Genomic DNA, 23,383 nt, shown 5'->3' with positions numbered 1-23,383 from the left:
AAAAAGGATCGATCTCATCCGTTATTTGCAGGTTGCCCAGCTTGTCTGCAGGTGCGCAAAATATTGTTGTACGACTTGTCGTTGACGGTGCTCGTCGTCGGATCGGTCAACTCGGCCTTTCTCGCAGCGGACATTTGCTTCTTGGCCTCAACGATCGCATCGCGGGTCAACTGATCGAACTTTCCGCTTGCATTGTTCTTGATCCTCGCATCGCAGAATCCGAGCATGACTTGAAATGCCTTCACCCCCGCTTCATCGACGAATGCGTATCTTTCGAATGGTGTCCGGTTGACTCGTCCCTTCGGCAAATCGTCGAAGCACGGTTGATCAGAGCGTGTAAATATCTGCGTTTCGACGCCGTTGACGATTTGCGGCTCGATATTGTTGAATGGCACGGCTGAAGCGCCGCTTTGCAATGCGCCCAGTTTGGCCTGCTTGATCGCGTTTCGCATCGTGTCGTCAAAACTGCTGGATTCTTTGAGACACAATGTTCTCTGGATCACTGCACCGGTGGACTGGGACATGGCCCGCTCGCTGTCCGTGACACCTCCGATCATCTTCGGTGGCTTTGGCGTCTGCGGGTTCCCGGGCGTGTCCGGCAGCGGGTCGCGCGGGTTCTTCGGAGTCGCGTTGAGCAAAGTCCCCGCCACCAGCGATCTGCGAATCTGCTCCGCATTACCTTTATCGGGCGGCGTGTTGCCCGCGACGCTGTCGCGCGTCCGCTGATTAACCAGGTCTTCGATATAGAACGGCGTACAGATCAGCAGATATTCGCGGAGCACGTGGACGGCGTCCGGCTGATAGGCAATCCGCACATTCAGCGTTTCGCGATACTGCAGACGTTTCTCGCGAACCAGAAGCGAGACCGTCGATTTCTCGATCTCGAATAGCAGTCGCGAATAGTAGTTCGTGAAGGAATTGCTCGCCAGGCCGAAGGCAAGTCCCGTAATCGCTATCGGCGCGGCGCCAACACCGGTTGTGTACAGCAGCGCTTCAGTGAATGTCCTCGTGTCATGGATCTGGCTCAGGATAGCATTATGATCACGACGCCTGCTGGCGAGCCAAGCCAGATAGCTATCGCAGCGGCGGTCGATATCGTTGAAGCCGGCGCTCACCAGCGCCGTCCATTGGGCATTTCCGAACCGGCTCATGTCACAGGCAATGCTGGCATCCGGCGTGTCGGAAACAAGTTTCGTGCCTCCGGCCTGCGCGCACAGATAGGTGAGATAGACTTCAAGTCGGCGAGTCGATTCCGCCATGTCCCCGGCCGGCAACTCTGTGCCGATACCTTCTTGAATCAGCTTCTCTTCCACCGAGAGACAGCCGCTGAGCGCCAACGCCAGTGCAACGCAAATCGCAACGATACCGGCACGCATCGCACGCTCCCACAATATCTTTCAGATTGTGGCGAGCTCTCCCTGTCACTCAAATTGACAGCGTCACGCGAGCAACATTCGGGCAAATACCGTACGTCGCCACAATCCCTTAAATCTTGGGGGATTGTGCCGAGCCTCGGTCAGATTGTTCAAGAAGATTCATGCACGCTTACAGAGAAAGCGTGGTGCGTGTTCTATTTATAACACACTGCTCCTGCGTGCTTTGCCGCGACACATCTACCGGTTGTGACATCTTGTCATGCGCGCAGCACCGGATCGCTCCGTTGGCGGATGCCCACGGTCGGCATCACTGCACAAAAAAACCTCCCCGCATCGCGGGGAGGTTTGGACAGGTTCAGTGTCGTTTCGTACCCTTCAGTTCAGCTTCCGCTTCGGCACCGGCGCCTCGAACTGGGTGATCTCCGCGGTCTGCGGCGCCTTGCCGTTGAAGGTCAGGACGTTGCCTTCGGACGAGATCGCGACGTTGTCGCCGTCCCTGGCGTCGCCGGCGAGGATCATCTCGGCGAGCGGGTCCTGGAGGTAGCGCTGGATCACCCGCTTCAAGGGCCTTGCGCCGTAGGCGGGATCCCAGCCCTTGGCAGCAAGCCAGTCGCGGCCGGCGGCATCGAGGCTCAGCACGATCTTGCGATCGGTCAGGAGCTTCTGCAGGCGTGCGAACTGGATCTCGACGATGCGACCCATCTCGCTCTTCTGCAGCCGGTGGAACAGGATGATCTCGTCGACGCGGTTGAGGAATTCGGGGCGGAAGTGCGCCCGCACCATTCCCATTACCTGGTCGCGCACGGCCGAGGTGTCCTCGCCCTCCGGCTGGTTCACCAGATACTCCGAACCGAGATTGGAGGTCATGATGATCAGTGTGTTGCGGAAGTCGACAGTGCGGCCCTGGCCGTCGGTCAGGCGGCCGTCGTCGAGCACCTGCAACAGGACGTTGAAGACGTCGGGGTGCGCCTTCTCGATCTCGTCGAACAGCACGACCTGGTAGGGCCGGCGCCGCACCGCCTCGGTGAGCGCGCCGCCCTCGTCATAGCCGACATAGCCCGGAGGCGCGCCGATCAGCCGCGAGACCGAGTGCTTCTCCATGTACTCGGACATGTCGAGGCGGACCATCGCCGTCTCGTCGTTGAACAGGTACTCCGCGAGAGCTTTGGTCAGCTCGGTCTTGCCGACGCCGGTGGGGCCTAAGAACATGAACGAGCCGGTGGGGCGGTTCGGGTCCTGCAGGCCCGCGCGCGAGCGGCGCACGGCGGTTGCGACCGCACGCACCGCCTCGGCCTGGCCGACGACGCGCTTGCCGAGCTGCTCCTCCATCTTCAGGAGCTTCTCCTTCTCGCCTTCCAGCATCTTGTCGACGGGCACGCCGGTCCAGCGCGAGACCACCTGCGCGATATGGTTGGCGGTAACAGCCTCCTCCATCATCTCGCCGGCATTCTCCTTGGCCTCGATCTCCGCGAGCTGCTTCTCGAGCTGCGGGATCCGGCCATAGGCCAGCTCGCCGGCCTTCTGGAATTCGCCGCGGCGCTGCGCGTTGGCGAGCTCGACACGAAGTGCGTCGAGCTCGGCCTTCAGTTTCTGGGCGTCGGAGAGCTTGCTCTTCTCCGCGCTCCAGCGCGCGGTCAGCGCCGCCGACTTTTCCTCGAGCTCGGCGAGGTCCTTCTCCAGGGTCTGGAGCCGGGACTTGGAGCCGACATCGCTTTCCTTCTTCAGCGCCTCCTGCTCGATCTTGAGCCGGATGATCTCGCGGTCGAGCGAATCCAGCTCTTCCGGCTTGGAATCGACCTGCATCTTCAGCCGTGCCGCCGCCTCGTCCATGAGGTCGATCGCCTTGTCGGGCAGGAAGCGGTCGGTGATGTAGCGGTTGGACAGCGTCGCGGAGGCCACAAGCGCGGAATCGGTGATCCGCACGCCGTGGTGCTGCTCGTACTTGTCCTTCAAGCCGCGCAGGATCGAGATGGTGTCCTCGACCGAGGGCTCGCTGACGAAGATCGGCTGGAAGCGCCGCGCCAGCGCCGCATCCTTCTCGACGTGCTTCTGATACTCGTCGAGCGTGGTCGCGCCGATGCAGTGCAGCTCGCCGCGGGCGAGCGCCGGCTTGAGCAGGTTGGAGGCGTCCATCGCGCCGTCGCCCTTGCCGGCGCCGATCAGCGTGTGCATCTCGTCGATGAACAGGATGAAGGTGCCTTCGCTCCCGGTCACCTCCTGCAGCACGGCCTTCAGCCGCTCCTCGAACTCGCCGCGATATTTCGCGCCTGCGATCAGCGCACCGAGGTCGAGCGCGAGCAGCTTCTTGTCCTTCAGGCTCTCCGGCACGTCGCCATTGACGATGCGCAGCGCAAGGCCTTCGGCGATGGCGGTCTTGCCGACGCCGGGCTCGCCGATCAGCACGGGATTGTTCTTGGTCCTCCGCGACAGCACCTGGATGGTGCGGCGGATCTCCTCGTCGCGGCCGATGACCGGATCGAGCTTGCCGTCGCGCGCGGCCTGGGTCAGGTCGCGGGCATATTTCTTCAGGGCGTCATAGGCGTTCTCGGCGGTCGCAGAGTCGGCCGTGCGGCCCTTGCGCAGCGCCTCGATCGCCGCGTTGAGGTTTTGCGGCGTGACGCCGCCCTTGGCGAGGATGGTGCCGGCCTCGCTGGTCTTCTCCAGCGACAGGCCGAGCAGCAGCCGCTCGACCGTGACGAAGCTGTCGCCGGCCTTCTCGCCGGCCTTCTCGGCAGCGTCGAAAGTGCGGGCCAGCTCGGGCGCGAGATAGATCTGCCCGGCACCGCCGCCGGAGACTTTCGGCACCTTGTTGAGGGCGTCCTCGGTCGCCTTCAGAATTGCACGGGAATTGCCGCCGGCGCGGTCGATCAGACCGGCAGCGAGCCCCTCATTGTCGTCCAGGAGGACCTTCAACACGTGCAGGCTGGAAAATTGCTGGTGCCCCTCGCGCATCGCGAGCGACTGCGCAGACTGAATGAAGCCCCTGGAGCGTTCGGTATACTTCTCGATATTCATCTTTTCTGTCCCTCGGCCTGCCCTTGGGGCCCTCTTAAGGCACCCCAATACGGCATCTTCATTGGGTTTCCGCTGACCGCCTTGAGGTTTCTCAAGCAGCAAACGGCCGTTTCTTGCCGACGTTGCCGCCGGCCTGAGCCAAATGTGGGAAGCGGGTTGCGGATGCGAAAGAGGCAACTTCACAATTTCGTGCGCGCGTGGGCGGGCTTGGCGCTGGCGGTCCGAATCCCTTAAGTAGCGGCATGACAGCCAGCCATACCGCCGAGATCACCGGCCTCTACCGCTATCCCGTCAAGGGCCTGACGCCGGAACGCCTGTCGCGCGCCGCTTTGCGGGTCGGCCAGACGCTACCGGCCGACCGCCGCTACGCCATCGAGAACGGCCCGAGCGGCTTCAACCCCGAAGCCCCCGAATGGAAGCCGAAGATCCAATTCCTGATGCTGGCGCGCAATGAGCGGCTGGCCGAGTTGGACAGCCGCTTCGACGACACCACCAATGCGCTGACCATCCGCAAGGATGGCCAGATCGTCGCCAGCGGCGATCTCGAGACCGCCGCCGGGCGCGCCGCCATCGAGGCCTATTTCCGCGAGAACTTCCAGCCCGAGTTGAAGGGCCCGCCCAAGGTTCTATCCGGCCGCGACCACAGCTTTTCCGACGTCGCCCGCAAGGTCATCTCCATCATCAATCTCGGCAGCGTCCGCGCCATCGAGACCATGCTCGGCGGCGTCGCCGTGCATCCGCTGCGCTTCCGCGCCAATCTCTACGTGAAAGGCTGGCCGGCTTGGTCGGAGCTCGACCTCGTCGGCCAGACGCTCGCGATCGGGCAGGCCCGGCTGAAAGTTATCAAGCGCATCGTCCGTTGCCCGGCCACCAATGTCGACCCCGAGACGGCCAAGCGCGATCTCGAAATTCCGCCCACGCTCTCGCGCCATCTCGGCCACATGGACTGCGGCATCTATGCCGAGGTGATCGCCGACGGTGACGTCGGCGTCGGCGATGTGGTGGCGGTGGAAGAGCCGAGATTGGTGTGAGCGGCTACGTCGCTCAACACGCTCCGTCATTGCGAGCGCAGCGAAGCAATCCAGAGATCTATCCGTTGAGACAGTCTGGATTGCTTCGTCGCTTCGCTTCTCGCAATGACGACAGCAACGAGCCTTAATTCGGCATCACATACGCATAGATCTTGCCGCGCGAGACCGGCGCTTCGCGGACGCGGTTGCCGTTGTTGCCGGAGATCATGATCGGATTGCCCTGCGCGTCGATGCCGGTGATGATGCCGACATGGCCGCCGCGGCCGCCGCGCGACATCACGGCGATGGCGCCGACTTGCGGACCGGAGATGCGCGTGCCGTAGCGCGCGAACGAGCTCGCCATGTCGGAGCCGGTGCCCCGATGGCCGGTATGCTCCAGCACCATGTTCATGAAGCGCGCGCACCACAGGCTGCCGCGGCCGGTCGGATTGCCGCCGATATAGCGGCGCGCCTCGGAGACGAGGCCCGATCCGCCACCGAAGCCGCCGCTTGGGACAAGCGTGTTGCCGGCCATGCCGCCATTGTTGGCGTTGGGATCGTAGCTCGCCTGGGTATCGGCGAAGCCGCTCGCCTGCAATTGCGCCGCGCTGCGCTCGAAGCGCGAGCCTCTCGCATGATGGCGGTGATGATGATGCCTGGCGTGGTGCACGTCAGCGTGCCGCTCTGCGCTATGACGATGATGCGGCCGCGCCGAGGCCGGCGAAACCAACGCGGCGACCGCCGCGAAGAGAAGCGCCAGCGCGACAACACAACGCGACAGGCGATACGCAAACAACTCAACCATTCTTCATCCCTAGTTGACACCCCCACTTCCCGCCGGCCCGTGCAATGGCCGACATCCGTTTGGCCGTTAAGCCGCCCGATGTGGCGAGAAAAAGACGCGACACCGGCGAATAGCTGCGATGATCTTGTGTTCGTGCTCGGCTGCTGCTGCCGCATTGCCGACAACAGAATTAACTGCGATCCTCGAGCACGGCTTGAAACAGAGGGAAACGGTTAATGCCCCACGCCACGACCAGGGACGGCATCCGCATCTATTTCGAGGAGGCGGGCCAGGGAACGCCGATACTTTTTCTGCATGAGTTCGCGGCCGACTACACCAATTGGGAGCCGCAGATGCGCTACTTCTCGCGTGGCCATCGCTGCATCACCTATTCGGCGCGCGGCTACACGCCGTCGGACGTGCCTGACGGCGAGGTCTACACTTACACGCATTTCTACACCGATGCGCTTGCCGTGCTCGATCATCTCGGCATCGAGCGCGCGCATCTCGTCGGGCTGTCGATGGGCGCCTATTCCGCGCTGCAGATCGGGCTCAACGCGCCGCAGCGCGCGCTGTCGATGACGCTGGCCGGCGTCGGCTCTGGATCGGAGATTGAGACGCTCGACGATTGGCGCAAGCAGTGCCGCGCCAATGCCGAGCAGTTCGAGACGCTGGGCTCGGTGGAGGTCGCGAAAGTCACGCGCGAGGCGCCGAGCCGGATTCCGTTCCTGGTGAAGGATCCGCGCGGCCACGCCGATTTCTACGCCGCACTGGCGCGGCACGATGCCAAGGGATCGGCGCGCACCATGCGCGGATTCCAGGGCGGCCGTCCCTCGATCTACACGATGACGGACGCGATCAGAGGCGCGGCAACACCCGCGCTGATCATCTGCGGCGACGAGGATGATCCGTGCATCGGGCCGAGCTTGTTCCTGAAGAAGCACCTGCCCGCAGCGGGGCTCGCGATGTTTCCGAAGTCCGGCCACGTGCTCAATTTGGAGGAGCCCGCGCTGTTCAACGAGAATGTCGAGCGGTTCGTGACACTGGTGGAAGCAGGGCGCTGGCTGGTGCGGGATCCGCGGTCGCTGGCGGCGCATTAGGCACGGGCGCAGCCAAGTATTCCGTCATTGCGAGCGCAGCGAAGCAATCCAGGGTCTTTCCTCGGAGGGACTCTGGATTGCTTCGCTGCGCTCGCAATGACGAAGGATAGACCTCAGCTCCTCATTTTGAGGAACGCGAACGGGAAACTACTTCCCCCCGCCCCGGCTCAGCAAGAACACCGCCTGCTCGCCGAACATGTTCCACACCCACCAGGGCAGGTTCAGCGGCACCGGGCGGCCGTAGAGATCGAGCGCGACCGAGCGCTCCATCTTGACGTTGATCTCGTCACAGAGCTGCACGAAATCCTTGATGGTGCAGAAATGGATGTTGGCGGTGTCGTACCAGGTCGCCGGCAGATTCTCCGTGCGCGGCATGTGGCCGCCGATCAGGAGCTGGAGCCGCATCTTCCAGAAGCCGAAATTCGGGAATGAGACGATGGCGCGGCGGCCGATGCGCAGCAGGTTCTCCAATACGACCTTCGGCTGCCGCGTCGCCTGCAGCGTCTGCGACAGGATCACGTAGTCGAAGGCATCGTCGGGATAGTTGACGAGATCGGTGTCGGCATCGCCCTGCACCACAGCAAGCCCCTTGGCGACGCAGCGGTTGACGCCCTCGCGCGACAATTCGATGCCGCGGCCGTCGATGCCGCGGGTCTCCAGCAGCTGAAGCAGATCGCCGTCGCCGCAGCCGACGTCGAGCACCTTCGAGCCCGGCTTGACCATTTCGGCGACCAGCAGATGATCGGCGCGAAACTGGCCCGACGGCGCGGCCGCAACGCCGTTCAACGGCAGCACTTCCTGCACGGACATCGCTAGCGGTCCTCGAGGCTGAGCCCGCGGGCCTTGCCTGCCGATTGCAGGAAGGCGCGGGAGATATCGAAAAATTCGGGCACGTCGAGCAGGAAGGCGTCGTGGCCGCGATCGGTCTCGATCTCGGCGAACGACACCCGCGCGCTCGAGGCGTTCAGCGCGTGCACCAGCGCGCGCGATTCCGAGGTGGGGAACAGCCAGTCGCTGGTGAAGGAGACCACGCAGAAGCGGGTCTCGATGCCGGCGAAGGCCTTGGCCAGCACGCCGCCGTGATCGGCGGCGATGTCGAAATAGTCCATCGCGCGCGTCAGATAGAGATAGGAATTAGCGTCGAACCGTTCGACGAACGACGAGCCCTGGTAACGCAGATAGCTCTCGACCTGGAAGTCGGCGTCGAACGAGAAGGTCGGCAGCTCGCGATCCTGCATGCGCCGGCCGAACTTGCGGTGCAGCGCCGCGTCCGAGAGATAGGTGATGTGCGCCGCCATCCGCGCCACCGCGAGCCCGCGATGCGGATGGATGCCGCGGTCGGCATAGCCGCCGCCGTGCCAGTCGGGGTCGGCCATCACGGCCTGGCGGCCGAGCTCGTGGAAGGCGATGTTCTGTGCCGAGTGCCGTGTCGCGCAGGCAATCGCCAGCGCAGAGAACACGCGGCTAGGATAGGCCGCGGTCCATTGCAGCACCTGCATGCCGCCCATCGAGCCGCCGACGACCGCAAACAGCGTGTCGATGCCGAGCCGGTCGATCAGCATGGCCTGCGCGCGCACCATGTCGGGAATGGTGATGACGGGGAAGTCCAGGCCCCAGACCTTGCCGGTCGCCGGATTGATCGACGCCGGCCCGGTCGAGCCCATGCAGCCGCCGATCACGTTGGAGCAGATGATGAAGTAGTGCTTGGGATCGATCGGTCGGCCGGGGCCGACCAGCGTCTCCCACCAGCCCGGCTTGCCGGTGACCGGATGCACGTTGGCGACATGCTGGTCGCCGGTCAGCGCATGGCAGATCAGCACCGCATTGGAGCGATCGGCATTGAGCTCGCCATAGGTCTGGTAGGCGATCTGGAACGGGGAGAGATCGATACCGCAATCGAGCCGCAGCGGCTGCTCGGTGCCGAAATGCGCAACCAGCGAGCTTGGATGATCCACCTCGTGCGACCGCTCGTCGGCGCTGATCGCAGGACTCGGTATCGACTTGACGCTACCCATCTCGGACATCGACCTCGTTTGCGACTGGCTGCTCGACCGCGCCGCTGACATCAGGCCATGAAAAACCCGGCCTGAACGATAGGTTCGGCCGGGATCGGAAGCGTCCCCGGCCTGTTTAGCGAGTTTTTTAACGTGGCTGCAAGCCGGCCGGCTCAAATGACCACGGAACGGGCAAAAGCTACCGTCTTGGGCGGTTTTCGTCAAGTCGCGGCCCGGATCGGCCCAATTCGTCTCTCTCGCGGCGACCGAAAAGGACGTCATTTCTCTTTGCTTTCGCCGCCACGACTGCCTAATCAGGACGTCACCCATCGGAACGATCGACGACCAGACATGTCCCAACGTCCGCCCGCGCCACCATCGTTGCAGGAACTGCGCAAGGAGATCGACGCGATCGACGAGGGCATGCATCGCCTGCTCATGCAGCGCGGCGAGATCATCGATCGCCTGATCCAGGTGAAGCAGACCCAGGAGGTCGGCTCCGCATTTCGGCCTGCGCGCGAGGCTTCCATGATGCGCGAAATCGTGCAGCGTCATCGCGGCATCCTGCCGCTCGACACGGTCGAGAGCATCTGGCGCGTCATCATCGCGACGTTCACCTATGTGCAGGCGCCGTTCTCCGTGCATGCCGACGTCTCGGTGAGCGAGCCGGCAATGCGGGATTCGGCGCGCTTCCATTTCGGCTTCACCGTGCCTTATGTCGCGCATTTCAGCGCGCAGGCCGCGGTGGAGGCGGTGGCGAAATCCAAGGGTGACCTGGCGCTGGTCTCGGCGACCTCAAGCCGCACGCCGTGGTGGCTGGAGCTGGAAGCGGACGGCGCACCCAAGATCATCGCGCGGATGCCCTTCATCGAGCGCGCCGACCATCCCGCCGCATTGCCGGTGTTCGCGATCTCGCGCGTCGCCGACAGCGCCCTGGTGACGGAGGTCGAGACCTTCAGCGTGCGCGTATCGGGATGGAACGCCGAGGTCGCCCGCGCGCTGTCGCCGCTCGCCGAGATCGTGGCGGTGCCTGATACCGCCTTCGACGGCGCGGCGCTGCTGGTCTCGGTGACCGGCGCCACCAGCATCGACAAGATCAGGGCTGCCCTGATCGAGGCGGGGGCCTCGGTGCGCTCCGTGGCCCTCGTCGGCAGCCACGCAACGCGCTATACGGTGCCCCCGACCGGGCCGAAATCGTAAATCGCGAAAAGCCCAGCCTATCCGGAGTCCAAGATGTCCCGCCCCGTGCCGAATCCCGGCATTCTCGATATTGCGCCCTACACGCCCGGCAAGAGCCCGGTGCCGGAGCCGGGCCGCAAGGTGTTCAAGCTCTCGGCCAACGAGACGCCGTTCGGGCCCTCGCCCAAGGCGATCGAGGCGTTCAAGCGCGTGGCAGATCATCTGGAGGACTATCCGGAAGGCACCTCGCGCGTGCTGCGCGAGGCGATCGGCCGCTCTTTCGGTCTCGATCCCAACCGCATCATCTGCGGCGCCGGCTCGGACGAGATCCTCAATCTGCTGGCGCACACCTATCTCAGCCACGGCGACGAGGCGATCTCGACCACGCACGGCTTCCTGGTCTACCCGATCGCGACCATGGCGAACGGGGCCAAGAACGTGGTCGCGCCCGAAACCAACTTCACCGCCGACGTCGACGCCATCCTCAAGGCCGTGACACCGCGGACGAAGCTGGTCTGGCTCGCCAATCCCAACAACCCGACCGGCACCTATCTGCCGTTCGATGAGGTCAAGCGGCTGCGCGCCGGCCTGCCGGCGCACGTGCTGCTGGTGCTGGACGCCGCCTATTGCGACTACGTCTCGCGCAACGACTATGAGATGGGGATCGAGCTCGTCGCCACCACCGAGAACACGGTGGTGACACACACCTTCTCCAAGATCCATGGTCTCGCCGCGCTGCGCATCGGCTGGATGTTCGGGCCCGAGCACATCATCGACGCGGTCAACCGCATCCGCGGCCCCTTCAACGTGTCGACGCCGGCGATGTATGCCGCGGTCGCCGCGATCGAGGACACCGCGCATCAGGCGATGTCGAAGCAGTTCACCGAAACCTGGCGCAACTGGCTGACCGAGGAGATCGGCAAGCTCGGGCTGAAGGTGACGCCGAGCGTTGCCAATTTCGTGCTGATCCATTTCCCGACGGACAAGGGCAAGACCGCCGACGACGCCGACGCTTTCCTGACCAAGCGGGGACTCGTGCTGCGCGCACTGAAGAACTACGGCCTGCCGCATGCGCTGCGCATGACCATCGGCACAGAGGAGGCCAACCGCCTCGTCGTCGAAGGCTTGCGCGACTTCATGGGCGGCAAATGAGTGCGCAGGGGCACTTCCAGCGCGTTGCGTTGATCGGCTTCGGCCTGATCGGCGGCTCGATCGCGCGTGCTGCGAAGCTCCAAGGCCTCGCGGGCGAGATCGTCACCACTGCGCGCTCGGAAAAGACGCGCGCACGCGTCGCCGAGCTCGGCATCGTCGATCAGGTCGTGGCGACCAATGCGGAAGCCGTGAAGGATGCCGATCTCGTCATCCTCTGCATTCCCGTCGGCGCCTGCGGACCCGTGGCGCAGGAGATCGCGCCGCATCTCAAGCCGGGCGCGATCGTCTCCGACGTCGGCTCGGTCAAGGGCGCGGTGGTCAGGGACATGGCCCCGCATCTGCCGAGCGGCATTCATTTCGTGCCGGCGCATCCGGTGGCGGGCACCGAGCATTCCGGCCCGGATTCCGGCTTTGCCGAGCTCTTCATCAACCGCTGGTGCATCCTGACCCCGCCCGACGGCACCGACGCAGCGGCGACCGAGCACCTGCGCGCGTTCTGGGCGGCGATGGGCGCCAAGGTCGAGGTGATGACGCCGGATCATCACGACCTCGTGCTCGCCATCACCAGCCACCTGCCGCATCTGATCGCCTACACCATCGTCGGCACCGCCGACGAATTGGCGCAGGTGACGGAATCCGAGGTGATCAAATTCTCCGCCGGCGGTTTTCGCGATTTCACCCGCATCGCGGCCTCCGATCCGACGATGTGGCGCGATGTCTTTCTCGCCAACAAGGAGGCCGTGCTGGAGATGCTCGGCACCTTCACCGAGGATCTCGCAAAACTCACCCGCGCGATCCGCCGCGGCGATGGGGAGGCGCTGTTCGACCACTTCACTCGCACCCGCGCCATCCGCCGCGGCATCGTCGAGATCGGCCAGGATTCCGCCGCGCCCGATTTCGGCCGGCCGCATGCGGCGCTGAAGAAGCCGTGAGCCTGTCATTCCGGGGCGCCCGAAGGGCCGAGCCCGGAATCCATCAGGCCACAGCGCACATGGTGAAATGGATTCCGGATTCGATGCTACGTATCGCCCCGGAATGACGAGAGAGTCTTCAATACAGCGGCGGGATCTGCCCGACCTTGACCGGGCCGAGCAGCACGGCGCCGTCGACGAATTTCAGCGGGAAGCTCCGCGCCTTCTTGCCTTCCAGCGTGCTCTCGGTGCCGATCGAATTGACGCCGGCGGCAACGCCGGCATTGGCGTTCTGCTTGATGACCTTACCGAGGCCGGGCACGGCGCGGTCGAGCGCGCCGAACAGATTGTTGAGGTCCTGCGACTTCACGCCGGGCGCGAGGCGATCGAGCGTTGCCTGCGGCACGCCCTCCTCTAGCATCTTCTCGATGCCGAGCGCCGGGATCACGCGTTCGAGGCCGGTCACCGTCATCTGCAATTCGCCGTCGAGCCGGCCGTTGGGCGACAGGCCGAGCGTGCCGGCCGCAACCGCGATCGTCTCGCCCTGCTGGATGCGCGACTGCACGATCTCGATGTGACCGCCGGCGGCCTGGATCTCGCGGAAGCGCTGCGGCCAGGGCTTTGGCGTGAGGTCGGAGAGGCCGGTGATCTTGGCGCGGGTGTCCGCCTCGAACGGCTCGGCGAGCAGCGGATGCACGCCCTGGATGCTGCCCTGCGCGACATGGAGCACGGTCTCGATCACCGGATGATCCGACGCTGAGCCCTCGGCGAGACGGCCATGCAGCTCGACCTGCCTGGCGCGCGCAAGCGGCACCTGAACGCTGCCATCGAGACGGTTGAGGCCGGGCTCGTCGAACACGATGGAAGCGCGGTCCGGCACCGCCGGCAGGCCCGCCACACTGGCGCGGCCCTTGCTCCAATTCACGGTGAAGGTGTTTTGCGTGACGCCGTCGATCAGCGTCGCAGGCGCGGAGAATTCCGCGATGATGCGCTTGGGATCGTAGACCTGGGCCACGACCAGGATGTTGTCGAGCTTGGCCGTGAACGGCGTCTTGCTCGCATTCTGCGAGATCAGGGCGACGCTAGCGCCGGAGCACTGGACCTCGAAGCGGAACGGGAAGCCGGCGATCGAGCGCTTGGCGCAATCATAGACGCGGCCGGCCTTGGCTTCCTGCGCCCGCCAGGCGTCGGCGGTGATTTCGGCCTGCGACGCCGCATAGAACCAGAAGCAGCTCCACGCGACGGCAAGGATCAGGACGAGAACGGGGGCGATGAAGAGGCCCCAGCGGGAGCGGCGGCGTGTGGCAACGGGCATATTGGACATGCGGCGACCCTTTGACGCCAGATTCAGGCAAATGTAAGCGGAGCCGGCCTGCGACGAAAGGTGCAGAAATCGCTTCGCTTGGGCGCAGGGTTCTGGTAGCCGTGCCCGAAATGTCCGAAATCACCCTCCCCTCCGTCACCACAGCCAACGGCGACCTCTGGGTGTTCGGCTATGGCTCACTGATGTGGCGGCCGGGCTTCGACTTCGAGGAGCGCGTCCCGGCGCGGCTGGTCGGCGAGCACCGCGCGCTCTGCGTCTATTCCTTCGTGCATCGCGGCACGCCGGAGAAGCCGGGCCTGGTGCTCGGACTCGACCGCGGCGGCGCCTGCCGCGGCATCGCCTTCCGCGTCGCCGAGAAGAACCGTGCCGAGGTCGTCGCATATTTGCGCGCACGCGAGCAGGTCACCTCGGTCTATCGCGAGGTGATGCGCTCGGTGTGGCTGGAGAACGATGCGCGCCAGCGCGTCTCCGCGCTCGCCTACGTCGTCGACCGCGGCCATGTGCAATATGCCGGCCGCCTCTCGCTCGCCGAGCAGCACCGCCACGTCGTCCAGGGCCACGGTCAGTCCGGCGCCAACCGCGACTACGTCACCGCGACGGTGAAGGCGATCGAGGCCGAAGGCTTTCGCGACACCCAGCTGCATCAGCTTGCATTGATGCTGCATGCTGATGCGCATTCCCTGCACGCGGCGGATCGGGACGAAGATCGCGAAAGCCGCTAAAGCATGATCCGGAAAAGTGCGAAGCGGTTTTCCGGAAAGATCATGCGTAAACAACAACCTAAAGCGCGGTGATGATTCATCTCAATCTCATCGCGCTTTAGCCCGCCCGCGCGTAGCTCGGCGCCGAGCCGATCAACTGCTCCTGCTCCTTCCGACCCGCTTCGACGAGGCGAGCGGTCGCGTCCTCGATCGCGGCTTGCACGCGTGCGAGAAACTCGTCCTTCGGCAAGCCCGGCGGCAACGGTTCGAGAAACTCCACCACCAGCGTGCCCGGATAGCGCATGAAGGTGCGGCGCGGCCAGAACAGGCCGGAATTGAGCGCGATCGGCAGGCACGGCACGCCGCAGGAGGAATAGATCTGCGCAAAGCCGGTCTTGTAGTCGGGCGGCGCGCCCGGCGCGCGGCGTGTGCCTTCCGGAAAGATCACGAGCTGCTTTCCACTGCGCACCGCCTCGCGCGCGCGCCGCGTCATGTCGAGCAGCGCCTTCACGCCGGCATTGCGGTCGATCGCGATCATCCCTGTCTTGACCAGGAACTGGCCGAACACCGGGATCTGCAGCAGCTGGCGCTTGAGGATGAAGATCGGCCGGTTGAAGAAGCCCGGCAGCACGAACGTCTCCCAGAACGACTGATGCTTGGCCACGATCAGCAGCGGTCCTTTCGGGATGTTCTCGATGCCGCGGAATTCCACCTTGATGTTGCAAACCAGGCGCATCAGGACCATCGTGGCCTTGGCCCACCATTCCGCCACCGTCAGCATGGCGCGCGGCGGCAATGCAAAGGTCGGCAGCGCAACGATCGCGAGACAGACCAGCACGGCATAGAACAGCACGTTGAACACGAGCGAGCGCAGAAAAATCAGGAACATCGATGGTCCGATCAATTGGCCTGTGCGGTGGCGGGTCGCCTCGGTTGCTGACCTGCAGGCTGCTCCGACATCTCGGGCCAAAGGTCAATCCCGAAATCTTCCAGCCGCACCCTGAGCTCGGCCGCAATGTACTTGACGTATTCAGACAGGAGCAGCCGCAGCGTCGAGCCCGAGGTCCACCACGGCTCCTCGCGCCATTTTTCGCCGACCACCGCGAACGGGATCAGCGTCGTCCGTGGCATCGCATGCGAGAATTCCACCAGCGCACGCGGCATGTGATAGTTCGAGGTGACCACGATCAGCGATGTAAATCGGCGCCCTTCGGCCCAGCGCCGCGCCTCCGCCGCGTTGCCGCGTGTCGAAAGCGCGGTGCGGTCGAGATCGACGCAGCAGGTCATGAAGGACTGGTTCTCCGGCAAGGTCCGGGAGATGTCGCTCGCCGTCGAGGTCGGATGCACGCCGGAGATCAGGAGCCGCCTGCCATAACCCGCAGCCAGCAGCTCCATCGCGTCGGAAACCCGCGAGGAGCCGCCGGTCAGCACCACGATGCCGTCAGCCTTGCGGTCCGGCACCGTCTCGGCGCCGCGCAATTGCGACAGGAATGCAACGAAGCCCGCTGCCGCGCCGACGAAGGCGAGTGCGATCGTCGACACGATTGCCGCGCGCAGCCAACCGCGCGGCAGTTTCGGCGATCGATCGTCGGTCGGCGAGGTCATGCGATGTCGGTGATCCCTTCCCGACCTGATTTTATGACGTTTTGAGGCGAAGTGGAGTCCGGTTTCTTCACCCTCTCCCCTTGTGGGAGAGGGTGGCTCGCCGCGAAGCGGCGAGGCGGGTGAGGGGTCTCTCTCCGCGCACTCACGTCAGCATTTGTACGCGTGGATAGAACCCCTCATCCGGCGCTTCGCGCCACCTTCTCCCACAAGGGGAGAAGGGAAGAAAAAACTCAATCAACGTCATTCAATGTCGCGAACAGCGTCTGGCGCGAGGCGATTGCGGTGATGGCACCGATCAGCACCGCCTGGACCGCGAGCACGACGTAGCCGGAGGGGCGCAGCGAGAAGGTGCCGAGCAGCGCGGCGAACTGGTCGCCGACGGGGGTACCGGAAAACCAGCCGGCGATGGACTCAGAGAAGCCGAACACCAGCATGGCGGCGCCCCCGCCGATCACACCGCCCTCCAGACCCAGCCTGAGGAAATGACGCAGGAAGTGGTTGGCGATGTAGCGGTCGCCGGCGCCGACGAAATGCAGGACCTCGACGATCGGACGGTTCGCCGCCATGGCACCGCGGGTCGCGAACGACACCGAGATGATGGTTGCGATGATGACGAGCGCGAGGATACCGAGGCCGGCCAGCACGGTGGCGTTCGTCATCAGGCGCATGCGTTCGATCCAGGCGCGGTGATCGTCGACGCTGGCGCTCGGCGCGACCTGCGTGACGCGCGCGCGCAAGGCGCCGAGATCGAGCGGCGTACTCGGCTGCACGCGCGCGATGATCATGCGCGGCACCGGCAGATCGTCCATCGACAGGCCGGTGCCGAGCCAGGGCTCGAGCAGCTTGCCACTCTCCTCCCTGGTGAACGGCTTGACCTCGACGATGCCGGCTTGCGCGCGCATCGCCTCCGTCACGGCTGCGGTGTCGCGCTCGAGATCGCGGCCGACCTGCGGACGAACCTGGATGGTGATTTCGCTCGCAACATCCGACTGCCATTCGGCCGCGGAGGCACTGACCAGCAGCACCGTGCCCGTGGCCATCGAGGCGAGGAACGTCATGATGGCGACCACCGCAAGCAGCGCTCTGCCGTGGATCGAGGCGCGCGGCACGATCGGCGACATGTTGCGCGCCTTGGCCGGAAGCTGCGGACGCTCCTGTCCGAGATCGACCAGCACGCCGCGCTCGTCCAGCCTACTCATAGACGTGCAGCCGTCCCTGGTGCAGCACCAGCCGCCGGGCTTCGTACTGGTCCATCAGCCCGATGTCGTGGGTGGCGATGATGACGGCGGTGCCTGATTTGTTGAGCTCGATGAAGAGTCGCAGCAGGCGGCGGCCGAGCGTCGGATCGACGCTGCCGGTCGGCTCGTCCGCGAGCAGCAGCTGCGGCCGCGAGATCACGGCGCGCGCGATCGCGGCGCGCTGCTTCTCGCCGCCCGACAGGATCGGCGGCAGCGCGTCCATGCGGTCGCCGAGGCCGACCCAGCGCAACAGGTCGATCACCTCTTTGCGGTAGCTCGACTCGCTGCGGCCCATGACGCGGAACGGCAGCGCGACGTTCTCATAGGTCGTCATGTGATCGAGCAGGCGGAAATCCTGGAGCACGATGCCGATGCGCTTGCGGAGGTCCGCGATCTCGTCCTTGCCGAGCTGCGAGATGTCGTGGCCGAACAGATTGACGAGGCCCCGCGTCGGTCGATGCGACAGGAACAACAGGCGCAGCAGGGACGTCTTGCCGGCGCCGGACGGTCCGGTGAGAAACTGGAAGGAGTGCGCGGGTATCTGGAAGGTGAGGTCGCGCAAAATCTCCGGCCCCAGACCGTAACGCAATCCGACATTTTCGAACCGAACCAAGCTCAGCTCCGTTCGAGAGGGGGCGCGGGCCGCATTGCGGCGCTCCGCCATACGCGATCAACGGGTTTTGCCGCCGTTATGGTTTCCGGTTCGTTAACGGTCACCCAGTAGCATAAAGGGCGCCCGATCTCCGCGACCGTGGCATCGTCAAGACCCGTCCAAGACCTCCGTTCAAGACCTTCGTTCATGCATCAAGGCTCGTCCATGCATATCGTCTGCCCCCATTGTATGACATCCTACGCCATCAAGCTCGCGAGCCTTGGGGCGAACGGGCGGGCGGTCCGCTGCTCCCGCTGCAAGGAGACCTGGATCGCCCACGCCGAGGATGCCATCGAGGAGGCGTCCGTTCCGGCCATGGCCGCGGCCAGCCGAGCCGACGACCAGTCCGACCTCGCCGAACAATGGAACTCCTATGCCAAGGACGACGGCGCCGCTGATGCGCCCGTCGTTGATAGCCCCTCGATCGCCAGCGACTGGCCGGATGAGCAGGCCCGTGAAACCGAGGACGAATGGTCGGCAGCGGCCCGGCAGGTCGAAGAGGACGCGGCCGGCGCACAGCACCAGTCCTGGTTCCGTAGCCTGTTCCGCCGCCGCGGCGCGCGGGTGAGCCGCCCGGTCCCCGCCGCGGCATCGCGCAAATCCTATCTTGGCCTGCCGACCGCCTGCGCCGCGATGGGTGCGCTGGTGCTGGCACTGGTGCTCTGGCGTGGCGACGTGGTGCGGCTGCTGCCGCAGACGGCAGCCTTCTACAAGATGGTCGGGCTCGAGGTGAACTTGCGGGGTCTCGCCTTCAAGGACGTTAAGCTCTCCAGCGAGACGGTGGACGGTAAGCAGGTGTTGGTGATCGAGGGTGTGATCGTCGGCGAGGGCAAGAAGCCGCTCGACATTCCGCGCTTACGCTTTGCCGTGCGCGACGCCCAAGGCGCGGAGATCTATGCCTGGAACACGGTGCTGGAGCAGACCGTGTTGCGGCCCGGTGAGCGCGCCTTCTTCCGCTCGCGCCTCGCCTCGCCGCCGCCGGAGGGCCGCAACATCGACGTGCGCTTCTTCAACCGGCGCGACATTGCCGGTGGCAGCGTATAATCGCCCCCGCAAGGGGCGCCTATTTCAAGGTTCGTCTCATGCCGAAAATCTTGATCGCCGACGACGAGGATTCAATGCGCACGCTGGTGGCGCGTGCCATCGCCATGGACGGCCACGAGACTGTCACCGCCCAGGACGGTGCCGAGGCGCTGGAGATCCTGACCCGCGAGGATGGCGCCTTCGACCTGTTGCTCACCGACATCCAGATGCCGGTGATGGACGGCATCGCGCTGGCGCTCTCAGCCGCGCGCGATTTCCCCGACCTGACCATCTTGCTGATGACCGGCTTTGCCGACCAGCGCGAGCGCGCCTCGAACCTGAACGCGCTGGTGCATGACGTCGTGACCAAGCCGTTCTCGGTCGCAGATATCCGCACGGCGGTCGCCGATGCGCTGGCGGCGAAGAAGGGGTAGCGTCCCAACAACAGCCGCTTCGCCGTCGAAGCACTGGCGCACAAGGCCTCCATTTCGTCATTGCGAGGAGCCCTTGCGACGAAGCAATCCAGAATGCCTCGGCAGAAAAATTCTGGATTGCCTCGCTTCGCTCGCAATGACGAGGACGTAGCGGACTAGCGCTTCAAAACTCCTTCAGCAGCCGCTCGAGATAGTCGAGCTCGATCTGGGGCCGCGAGGGATCGCCGAGACGGCGGCGGAGCTCTTCGAGAATGCGGCGGACACGCTGCGTGTCGATCTCGCCGGGGATCTTGACCGTGTAATCGTCGCCGTATTCGCGTCCATGAAGCGGCCGGCCGAGCGGATCGGTCTGGTTGCCGCCGCTCTGTTGGCGGCCGGCGCGCTGACCGGGGCCGTCGCCCTGGCCGTCGCCATCGCCCTGCTGCATCGCCTCGGCCATCTTCTGCGCACCCTTGCGCATGGCGTCGAGTGCCTTACCCTGCGAGTCCACGGCGCCGTCGGCATTGCCCTCGCCGAGCTTTGATCCGGCATCGCCCATGGCACCGTCGGCTGCATCCAGGCTGCCGTCATCGCCCTGGTCGCCGTCCTGATCGCCGTTCTGGCCGGGCTGGCCCTGCTCGCCTTGCTGCCCCTTCTGGCCCTTCTGTGCCTGCTGGCCCTGCTGACCCTTCTGCCCCTTCTGGGTGAGGCCGCGCTTGGCAAGCTCGTCCTGCAGCTTCTTCAGGCGGTCGCGCAGTCCCTGCTGGTCCTGCTGCAGCTCCGACATGGACTGATCGCCCTGCTGCTGCTTGCCGCGCGAGCGGTCGCGCCGGGAATCCTGGCCCTGCTTGAACGTCTTGTCGCGCAATTGCTGCTGCTTGCGGATCATGTCGCCGAGCTCATTGAGCGCCTGCTCCATGTCGCTCTCGCCGGACTGCCCCGGCTGCGCCATCTGGAGGCCCTCCAGCATCTGCTGAAGCTGGTCGAGCAATTGCTTGGCGGCATCCTTGTCACCGGAGCGCGACAGGCGCTCCATCCGGTCGATCATGTTCTGCAGGTCCTGCTGGCGCAGAACCTTGGTGTTCGGATCGAGCGGTCGCGCCAGCTGCTGCGGGTCATTGTTGTTGCGGAACTGCTCGGCGAGCTGGCGCATGAAATCGTTGAGCGCCTGACGCAGATCCTGTGTGAGCTTCTTGATCTCCTCGTCGCTCGCGCCGCGCTCCAGCGCCTGCTTCAGCGCGTCCTGGGCCGCGCGCAACGCCTTCTCGACGTCGGAGATCTTGCCGTCCTCGATCGTCACCGCAAGCGCCCACAGGCTCGCCACGACCTCGCGCAGGGCATCATCGGTACGGGCCGCCTCGAGCTGCCGGGCCACGCTGTGCAGGCCGAGATATTGTCCCGCCTTCGGCGTGAACATCTCGGGCGCGATCATCAGGCCGTCGAGCGCGGCATAGACGTCCGAATTCTTGTTGGCGTCGAGCGCGAGGATGCGGCGCTGCTCGATCAATGCACGGGCCAGCGGCTTGGTGAAGAGCCGCTCGGGCAGGCGCATGTTGAACGGCTCGCTTGCGGCCTCGTTGCCGGCCTCGTCCTTGGCCGTGAGCGTCAGCGTGACCTCGGCGCCGGCATAGGGATCCTCGCTGAGATCCTTTACGGATTGCCCGACGCCGTTGCGGGTGCGTGCATTGGGCAGCGCGAGCGGGAATTGCGGCGGCTGGAACAGCGGCCGCGGCGCCGTCCTGGTGTCGCCATCGCCGGCAGCGGCGTTCGGACCATCCTTGGCAGTATCTTTGGCACTGTCTTTGGCACCATCTTTGGCGTCGGTGGACCGCGGCGCGAATTTCGCCTCGGCGCCGGTGACCCCGTAATCGTCCTCGATCTTGTAGGAGAGCTGGAGCGCGCCGCGCGCCTGGCGCTCCGGATCCTTGGCGAGCGCGATCGTCGGCGGACGATCCGGCGTGGCCGCAAAGGCCCATTGCGGCTGGCCGGAGGGCGCCCGGAGATGCGCGGTGCCGTCACTGGTGATCGCGAAATGCTTTTCGTTGGTCCCCTTGGGGCTCGCTTCAGTCGGGGCGACCTCCTTGAGGCCGCCCGAGACGGCGACATCCAGGTTGCCGCCGGAGGAGCGCACGATCAGGGTCGAGCCGGCGGGAACGGCGAGCGGGCCGCTGGCGGGCAACGCCGCAGCTTCCTTGTTGGCGGCCGACAGGATGACCGGCGGCCTGCCGGTGTAGAGCGGCGGCGTGACCCAGGCATCGACGCGAACATTGGCCGGCGCCAGCACCCCGTTCCAGTCGAAGGCGGCGCCAAGCCGCATCGCACGCTCGTCACCCGCGGCAAAGAAGGTCGCAACCAGCATCACCATGACGAGGGCACGGAGCGCCCAGGGGTCGTGAAGCGCGAGCCGGGGGTGCGGCACACCTGCGCGGATGCGCTTGATGGAGGCGAGCGTCCGTTCGCGCTGCGCCTGCCACAGCGCCAGCGCGACCGGGTCCTGCGAGGTCAGCGTGTCCGTGAGCGTGGTGGCCGGGCGGTGACGGATGCCGGAGCCACGGTCGAGCCGGGCGAGCGCTTCCTCGCGGCTCGGCCAGCGGAAGCGAATCAGCGGGAACAGGGCCGCTGCCGCGATCGCGGCGAAGAGGGCAAGGCCGACGGCCCTGGCCGTGAACGGCAGCGCCAGCCAGAGGCCGGCCCAGGACACCACCAGGAACAGGCCGACGACGGTCAGAAGGCGCGCCGCATTGGGCCAGGCACGCTCCCACGCGATGGCATAAGTCGCCCGATCAAGGGCCTGCGCCAGCTTCAGCCGCGACAGCGCATCGCCGTTGCGGATCGGGTCTGACGGGTCGGGGGTGACGCCGTTCAATCAACTCTCCAGGTTGCCCGGTAGAGCAGAGCCTATCACAACGGCAGCACTGAGGCATCCGTTCCTGTACGGGAGAGCCTCCTTTTCCCGCATAACACGAGGACGTGACTGGCCCGGCGCAACCCCGTAATTTCCGCGCGCCAATCTCGAGGAAAGACGAAGGAAACGATGCTCAACGAATATTGCTGGGGCGCGGTGTGGGGCCGCGAGGAGCTGCCGCGCAAGACCCGCAGCATGCTGAACATCGCCATGATCGCGATCCTCAACCGTCAGCACGAGTTTCGCGCGCATCTGAAGGGCGCGCTGACCAATGGCGTCACCCGCGAGGAGATCCGCGAGATCCTGATGCAGGTCGCGATCTATGGCGGCATGCCGGCCGCGGTCGACAGCTTCCGCATCGCGCGCGAGGTGTTCGCGGAGATCGACGGCAAGGCGTGAGGAGCAGCACCAATCTCCGCTCGTCGTCCCGGGGCGCGCAAAGCGCGAGCCCGGGACCCATAACCTCAGGAAAACGTGGTTACACGAACCCGGAGTAACCACTTCGCGCAGCGACTCCGCCCTGTGGTTATGGGTCCCGGGCTCATCGCTTCGCGATGCCCCGGGACGACGAGCGGAGAACGATCGCCGCTTCACGTACAACGGACCACGAAGAAGAAATAGGAAACACCATGGACATCGGATTCATCGGGCTCGGAAACATGGGTTTCCCGATGGCGCGGCGGCTGATCGAGGCAGGGCATCAGCTCGTCGTGTTCGACACGCGCAAGGAGGTCATGGACAAGCTGGTCGCGCGCGGTGCCATTGCTGCGTCGTCGCCGAAGGACGTCGCTGACCAGGTCGAGACCGTGATGGCGAGCCTGCCCTCGCTGCAGGCTTCGCTGGACGTTGCCACCGGTGCAAACGGCGTGATCGAGGGCAAGCGCGCGAAACGTTTCATTGATCTCTCCACCGTCGGCTCGGCGATGGCCGCGAAGATTCACGGCCTGCTCGCCCAACGCGGCATCGTGCAGATCGACTGTCCGGTCTCCGGCGGCGTCGGC

General features: G+C 65.1%; 20 protein-coding genes, 1 pseudogene and 1 riboswitch. Of the genes and pseudogenes, 10 read left to right on the top strand and 11 right to left on the bottom strand.

Annotated elements, in window-relative coordinates; genetic code table 11:
* Positions 1–14 precede the first annotated feature (14 nt).
* Complete coding sequence (locus tag HZZ16_RS18470) at positions 15–1,376, bottom strand: hypothetical protein (protein WP_197950263.1); 1,362 nt, start codon at positions 1,374–1,376, stop codon at positions 15–17.
* Positions 1,377–1,751: 375 nt separating this feature from the next.
* A complete protein-coding gene (clpB, locus tag HZZ16_RS18465; RefSeq protein WP_197950261.1) occupies positions 1,752–4,391 on the bottom strand; it encodes an ATP-dependent chaperone ClpB in 2,640 nt (879 codons plus the stop codon).
* A gap of 242 nt (positions 4,392–4,633) precedes the next feature.
* Between clpB and HZZ16_RS18460 the strand changes: the two genes are divergently transcribed.
* Entirely contained in the window at positions 4,634–5,422 is a 789-nt protein-coding gene (locus HZZ16_RS18460) for an MOSC domain-containing protein (RefSeq protein ID WP_197950259.1), read from the top strand.
* A gap of 124 nt (positions 5,423–5,546) precedes the next feature.
* Here the strand turns inward: HZZ16_RS18460 and HZZ16_RS18455 are convergent, their stop codons facing one another.
* Positions 5,547–6,206, bottom strand: coding sequence for an NlpC/P60 family protein (locus HZZ16_RS18455; RefSeq protein WP_197950257.1), 660 nt, complete (start codon positions 6,204–6,206; stop codon positions 5,547–5,549).
* A gap of 215 nt (positions 6,207–6,421) precedes the next feature.
* Between HZZ16_RS18455 and HZZ16_RS18450 the strand changes: the two genes are divergently transcribed.
* Complete coding sequence (locus HZZ16_RS18450) at positions 6,422–7,285, top strand: alpha/beta fold hydrolase (RefSeq protein ID WP_197950255.1); 864 nt, start codon at positions 6,422–6,424, stop codon at positions 7,283–7,285.
* 147 nt (positions 7,286–7,432) lie between these two features.
* Here the strand turns inward: HZZ16_RS18450 and metW are convergent, their stop codons facing one another.
* Positions 7,433–8,095: a methionine biosynthesis protein MetW gene (metW, locus tag HZZ16_RS18445; RefSeq protein WP_197950253.1), complete on the bottom strand. Its 663-nt coding sequence runs from the start codon at positions 8,093–8,095 to the stop codon at positions 7,433–7,435.
* A 2-nt stretch (positions 8,096–8,097) separates the two neighbouring features.
* Positions 8,098–9,300 (bottom strand): homoserine O-acetyltransferase MetX, encoded by a 1,203-nt coding sequence (metX, locus tag HZZ16_RS18440; protein ID WP_197950607.1) that lies wholly within the window; start codon positions 9,298–9,300, stop codon positions 8,098–8,100.
* 94 nt (positions 9,301–9,394) lie between these two features.
* Positions 9,395–9,474: riboswitch (SAM riboswitch) on the bottom strand.
* A gap of 156 nt (positions 9,475–9,630) precedes the next feature.
* Here metX and HZZ16_RS18435 point away from each other — a divergent pair.
* From HZZ16_RS18435 to HZZ16_RS18425, 3 genes are read left to right on the top strand one after another with little or no spacing between them, the layout of a single operon-like run.
* Entirely contained in the window at positions 9,631–10,479 is an 849-nt protein-coding gene (locus HZZ16_RS18435; protein WP_197950251.1) for a chorismate mutase, read from the top strand.
* Between the two features lie 33 nt (positions 10,480–10,512).
* Positions 10,513–11,610 carry a histidinol-phosphate transaminase gene (gene hisC / locus HZZ16_RS18430; protein WP_197950249.1) on the top strand — a complete coding sequence of 366 codons (1,098 nt, stop codon included), beginning with the start codon at positions 10,513–10,515 and terminating at the stop codon, positions 11,608–11,610.
* Positions 11,607–12,542: a prephenate/arogenate dehydrogenase family protein gene (locus HZZ16_RS18425; RefSeq protein WP_197950247.1), complete on the top strand. Its 936-nt coding sequence runs from the start codon at positions 11,607–11,609 to the stop codon at positions 12,540–12,542. The genes hisC and HZZ16_RS18425 overlap by 4 nt, the downstream gene beginning before the upstream one ends.
* Before the next feature lie 118 nt (positions 12,543–12,660).
* Here the strand turns inward: HZZ16_RS18425 and HZZ16_RS18420 are convergent, their stop codons facing one another.
* Positions 12,661–13,845 carry a DUF2125 domain-containing protein gene (locus HZZ16_RS18420; protein ID WP_197950245.1) on the bottom strand — a complete coding sequence of 395 codons (1,185 nt, stop codon included), beginning with the start codon at positions 13,843–13,845 and terminating at the stop codon, positions 12,661–12,663.
* 110 nt (positions 13,846–13,955) lie between these two features.
* On the opposite strand from HZZ16_RS18420, the gene HZZ16_RS18415 reads away from it, so the two are divergent.
* On the top strand, positions 13,956–14,567 hold the full coding sequence (locus HZZ16_RS18415) for a gamma-glutamylcyclotransferase (protein ID WP_197950243.1): 612 nt from the start codon (positions 13,956–13,958) through the stop codon (positions 14,565–14,567).
* A 97-nt stretch (positions 14,568–14,664) separates the two neighbouring features.
* Here HZZ16_RS18415 and HZZ16_RS18410 read toward each other — a convergent pair whose 3' ends face one another.
* The 4 genes from HZZ16_RS18410 to ftsE all read right to left on the bottom strand — a co-directional run bounded on the left by HZZ16_RS18410 (position 14,665) and on the right by ftsE (position 18,002).
* Positions 14,665–15,435 carry a lysophospholipid acyltransferase family protein gene (locus HZZ16_RS18410; protein WP_197950241.1) on the bottom strand — a complete coding sequence of 257 codons (771 nt, stop codon included), beginning with the start codon at positions 15,433–15,435 and terminating at the stop codon, positions 14,665–14,667.
* A gap of 11 nt (positions 15,436–15,446) precedes the next feature.
* Positions 15,447–16,151: a YdcF family protein gene (locus tag HZZ16_RS18405; protein WP_197950239.1), complete on the bottom strand. Its 705-nt coding sequence runs from the start codon at positions 16,149–16,151 to the stop codon at positions 15,447–15,449.
* A gap of 230 nt (positions 16,152–16,381) precedes the next feature.
* Complete coding sequence (locus HZZ16_RS18400) at positions 16,382–17,350, bottom strand: cell division protein FtsX (RefSeq protein WP_197950237.1); 969 nt, start codon at positions 17,348–17,350, stop codon at positions 16,382–16,384.
* The gene (gene ftsE, locus HZZ16_RS18395) at positions 17,343–18,002 is read right to left on the bottom strand and encodes a cell division ATP-binding protein FtsE (RefSeq protein ID WP_057028593.1); all 660 of its coding nucleotides are present in this window, start codon (positions 18,000–18,002) and stop codon (positions 17,343–17,345) included. The genes HZZ16_RS18400 and ftsE overlap by 8 nt, the downstream gene beginning before the upstream one ends.
* Before the next feature lie 204 nt (positions 18,003–18,206).
* Here ftsE and HZZ16_RS18390 point away from each other — a divergent pair, with 204 nt between their 5' ends.
* Positions 18,207–19,085 carry an MJ0042-type zinc finger domain-containing protein gene (locus HZZ16_RS18390; RefSeq protein ID WP_197950235.1) on the top strand — a complete coding sequence of 293 codons (879 nt, stop codon included), beginning with the start codon at positions 18,207–18,209 and terminating at the stop codon, positions 19,083–19,085.
* Positions 19,086–19,123: 38 nt separating this feature from the next.
* Complete coding sequence (locus tag HZZ16_RS18385) at positions 19,124–19,498, top strand: response regulator (protein WP_025033579.1); 375 nt, start codon at positions 19,124–19,126, stop codon at positions 19,496–19,498.
* 163 nt (positions 19,499–19,661) lie between these two features.
* Here the strand turns inward: HZZ16_RS18385 and HZZ16_RS18380 are convergent, their stop codons facing one another.
* Positions 19,662–22,343, bottom strand: a complete 2,682-nt coding sequence (locus HZZ16_RS18380) for a TIGR02302 family protein (RefSeq protein ID WP_197950233.1) — start codon at positions 22,341–22,343, stop codon at positions 19,662–19,664.
* A 162-nt stretch (positions 22,344–22,505) separates the two neighbouring features.
* Between HZZ16_RS18380 and HZZ16_RS18375 the strand changes: the two are divergent.
* Both HZZ16_RS18375 and HZZ16_RS18370 read left to right on the top strand, forming a co-directional pair.
* A pseudogene (locus tag HZZ16_RS18375) lies at positions 22,506–22,781 on the top strand (carboxymuconolactone decarboxylase family protein); the annotation flags it as partial.
* A gap of 230 nt (positions 22,782–23,011) precedes the next feature.
* Positions 23,012–23,383: NAD(P)-dependent oxidoreductase (locus HZZ16_RS18370; protein WP_197950231.1), on the top strand; the 372-nt coding region annotated here is incomplete at its 3' end.

The organism is Bradyrhizobium glycinis (assembly GCF_016031655.1).
Lineage (GTDB): Bacteria > Pseudomonadota > Alphaproteobacteria > Rhizobiales > Xanthobacteraceae > Bradyrhizobium > Bradyrhizobium glycinis.
This window is presented reverse-complemented; position numbering and strand designations above follow the sequence as displayed.